A 4,030-nucleotide genomic window follows, 5' to 3' on the forward strand; every position below is an offset into this window, starting at 1 on the left:
GTTTTCTTGTCCTCGCTCCATTTGCAACATTTCGGCAACTGCTGTTTGTAGCTCTCTTAGGTCGGCTGGCTTGATTTTCTCTTTTCTCCAGTTTTGCTGTCCGTCCTTAACCGTTACGAAAGTTATATGAGCGTGAAAGTTGTGCTGTGGCTTGTCATTTTTGTAATGCCCCTCATCTCTATGCACGGCGATAGTGGCGCAAGTGATATTAAATTTTTGCTCGATATACTCTGCTAATTTTTGCACGTCCTCGAGCGTATGATTTTTATTGAGATTTAAAACGGCTTCCCAGTGTGAATTTTCAAAAGTTGGTCTTTTGCCTTTTTTTGTTCCGTATGATTTTAATTCCTCGTCAAAAATTTCTCTAGCTGATTTCTCATTTTGCCAGTAAAAATTTTCTAGTCGGTCGGCTGGTTTTAGTAAATAATTTGGTTCATCTTTTCTAAAATTATGGTCGTAAGAATGCCCTTTGGCTTTTTGAAAATTGATAGATGATTTTGCCATAAATTTGCCTTTGTAAAATCTCAAGCTTGTGAGAGATTTTACCGCACGATTTATTAAAACTTGTTTTAATAAAGGATAGTGCGCACTATCCTTTATTACTCGCAAGCTCGCAATAAAGTCGTGCGTAATGCAATTTACATTCTATATCTGTTACCTTTGTAGATACCTAAAATTTCTACTAGACTTTTATATCTAAATCTAAACGGAATTATGTAATCCTGAAAAAATAAATCTGATATATCTTTGCGCCCAAAAACTTGGTTCATACGATACCTAAATGGGTCGCTAGGAACGCTTGATATTTTTTCTAAAAGTCCATTTTGAAAATCTGCTGCCTTTTCTGCGCTTGCCTCTGCAAGAGTAGTCAAAATTTCATTTAGCTGATTATTAAAATTTGCGGTAAAAATTACTTCTCCACTTTCGACTTTTATATTCTCTAGGCTCTTGCTCGAGTGGCTTTTCATCTCATCAAAGCTATAAAAATCCATTTCTCCCAGCAATACCCTCATTAGGGTTTCTCTTAGATTATTTGCGTCTTTCTCTGTTATATCTATGCGTGGGTCATAGTATGATATAGACGCTTGTGGGTCAATATCTCTTATTAGTGTTTCTATCGCATTAATAGTGCTATGCTTTGCTGTGGTTGTTATGTGTATTGAAGTTACTCTCATTTTAAAATCTCCGTATTTTTATCTGACTAAAATTTTTTGTTTTTTGGGTAAAAAATGTAATCTCCATTTTCTCTTTCATACATAGCACAATTATCTTTCAGGTATTGAAAGAAATTACCATCGTTTAAAAGATAACTATATCCAGGCGATTTAAAATCATCATCATTGTATCCATCAAAAAATTTTAATGTGTATTCGTAAAAAAATGAGTTTAAAAAGAAAGAATTTCTCCCCCTTTTTCGAGCTATATAATAGCTGCTTCCATCGTTGATAATGTATTTTATATTGTCTAAGTTTAACTCTATTTTTTTTATTTTTGTTAATGGGCTTATTCTTGTTATTAGTGTCATTAGTCTGATACCTTTAACGAATTTTTTAAGTGTTGTAAAGTTTCAAACTCCATAAAAAATATTTTTTCGCTTTCTTGGTTTTTTATTGTGGCTCTTAATTTTCCATTTGCTAAATTTTCTAAATTGATAATTTTACAGCTATCGTTTCCGCCATCAAATTTGTTTTTAAAGTAACAATATTTTCCGATAAATCCGTCCAAATGTGAAACTCTACCGCCAAAAACTCCTGGTCTTGTTTCTAGTGTTGGGGCGTTTTTGATTTCGTTTTGTCGCATCTCTCGCAATTCTCTTAACTGCTCTTGAATTTCGTTTTTTTCTCCTACTTCTGGTGTGAAAGAAAATTTTATATGTGTTATTGGTCTGCCTCTTCCTCTTCCTTTGATTTTTTCGATTTTAAAATTTTTGAAAATAGGCTTGTTTGGGTTAAATACTGTCGGCTCGTTAAAATCTTTTATGACTTGTTTTAAAATTCGTTTGTCTATATCTGCTACTGCGTAGCTTTGTGGTATATCTAATCGTTCTAAAAAATCAGCCCAGCGCATAATAAATTCGCCACTAAGTCTAAATTGTTTGCATAGCCGATAAATGGTTTGGCTGTATTTGCTAGATAGTTCGCTAAATTCGGCTAATTCAAAAATGGTATATTGTTTTTCTTTCCAAACCCCATTTAGCATAGCTTCAAATGTTGGTGTAATTTTAACTTTGATATCTAGGGTTTTATTGTCTATATCAAATACTTCAAACAATGTAAAAAATCTTGTAGTGCGTTCGTCTAATTCAAATCTACACGCCGTTTTAATGATTTTATCAACAGCACTATGTGTTAAATTTATCGCTTCAACCATAGTTAAATTACGCTCCGTATATTGCATTATTTCATACATATTGAGCGTTATTGTTTGTGTCCCTTTGTCTTTTAGCAAAGTTAGAATTGCAAAAAATAGATTATTTTCTATCTTGGATAAGCCTTTAAAGTTCAATAAATTCAGCTTGTTGTCGTATTTTGTAAGCTCTTGCATTTACGTTCCTTTTTATTTTAATGACAATTATAACATACAATGCCCTTAAAATAAAGTCCTTTAAAACTCCCAAAATGTCCTTTTAAAACTCCCAAAATGTCCTTTTAAAACTCCCAAAATGTCCTTTTAAAACTCCCAAAATGTCCTTTTAATGGTCTTGCCAGCTCCGATGTAGTCGATGTTTGCGAGGGGTCTAAAAGATAAAAGAAAAAGTATTTAAAAAGATAAAAAAACGCGCGCGCGAAAAAAATCGACCACTTTTTTAAAAAATCTGACTATGAATTCGGACGCTTCAGCAGCGCTCAAATTGCTAGCGCAATTTTCGTCCGCGAGCTTTACGCCTTGCATAGTCGCTACGCTCCGCAAGGCTTTAGCAATTAAGCGAGCAGGTGCTCGAAGGGGCACTTATGGGGTTTGCACCCCATACCCCAAATTTTTGAAGCAAAGAAACCAAAGGGCTGTCAATGCTCTTAAAGCCCCACTAGGGGGCTAGGCTTATGAAGCCTTTGTAACTAGCAAACAAAGTGCTATAATTACAATTAAGAACGTTAGACGGTTCAAATTAACCACCTCCTTTCAGAGGTGAAATTTAAAGCCAGAGGTTGCGACCCTTTGGCTTTAACCTCTACCAAAATTATATCAAATCACATTTTAAAAGTGCTAAGGCAAACACGCAGTGGCAAACTTAGCACCAGCAAACGAAGTGCGGTAGTCTTTATTGACGTCTAGCTTTAAAAACTCTCTCTTTGTTTTCAGGCTGTAAAGGGGTCAAATTTGACCGCTGTTGAGTTTTCTCTATTTGGTCGATAAATTCCTCGTCTTTTTCTTTTTCGTTCAATAGCGGCTCTGTAAGCTCACTAGAAAAGATATTCTTGATAAAACTAAAGACATCTTTTGCGTGATTGCTGACGTAAGCCATTGCTTTTGATATGAAATTCTTTAGCTCGCTATTCTCTTGCTTGAGATTGATAATTTGGATTTCTTGAGCTTTGATAGTTTTATTTTTTTCCTCGAGGTCTTGCTCGAGCTTTTTTGTATAGAGGCTATTTTTTGCCACTTCTTCGGCTAGTTCTTGCTGTTCTAGGCGCAGCCTTTCTATCTCATCTCGCCTTTGTTTGTCAAGTGCCTTAAGCCTCTCAATTTCTGCTAGTAGTTCATCTTTGCTAAATTCCTGGTCGCTCTTTTTTATGCTCGATAAGCTATCAAAAAAGCCTTTTAAAAATCCCTTACCCTTACTCTCTTTACGCTCTTTCTCTAGTATGGCATTACGCTCTTTGAGGTTTAAAATTTCTCTCTCCAGCTGCTCTTTTTGCTGCGCTGCCTTTTTGTATTGCTTATGACTTAGGCGTTCAGCCTCTGAGTTTTCTTGTCCTCGCTCCATTTGCAACATTTCGGCAACTGCTGTTTGTAGCTCTCTTAGGTCGGCTGGCTTGATTTTCTCTTTTCTCCAGTTTTGCTGTCCGTCCTTAACCGTTACGAAAGTTAT

4 protein-coding genes and 1 pseudogene are annotated in these 4,030 nt (G+C 35.4%); all 5 read right to left on the bottom strand.

Annotation, left to right across the window (positions count from 1 at the left end):
* Positions 1 to 504, bottom strand: a pseudogene (locus CYP28_RS00785) (hypothetical protein); the annotation flags it as partial.
* Positions 505 to 638: 134 nt separating this feature from the next.
* A complete protein-coding gene (locus tag CYP28_RS00790; protein ID WP_103592734.1) occupies positions 639 to 1,175 on the bottom strand; it encodes a type II toxin-antitoxin system RelE/ParE family toxin in 537 nt (178 codons plus the stop codon).
* 26 nt (positions 1,176 to 1,201) lie between these two features.
* The gene (locus CYP28_RS00795; protein WP_103560461.1) at positions 1,202 to 1,525 is read right to left on the bottom strand and encodes a hypothetical protein; all 324 of its coding nucleotides are present in this window, start codon (positions 1,523 to 1,525) and stop codon (positions 1,202 to 1,204) included.
* Positions 1,525 to 2,544, bottom strand: a complete 1,020-nt coding sequence (locus tag CYP28_RS00800; protein WP_103592735.1) for a replication initiation protein — start codon at positions 2,542 to 2,544, stop codon at positions 1,525 to 1,527. The genes CYP28_RS00795 and CYP28_RS00800 overlap by 1 nt, the downstream gene beginning before the upstream one ends.
* Positions 2,545 to 3,259: 715 nt before the next feature.
* A partial coding sequence (locus CYP28_RS10180; RefSeq protein WP_430516117.1) for a hypothetical protein occupies positions 3,260 to 4,030 on the bottom strand: 771 nt, incomplete at its 5' end.

It is taken from the genome of Campylobacter concisus, from assembly GCF_002914195.1.
In the GTDB taxonomy this organism is placed as follows: domain Bacteria; phylum Campylobacterota; class Campylobacteria; order Campylobacterales; family Campylobacteraceae; genus Campylobacter_A; species Campylobacter_A concisus_M.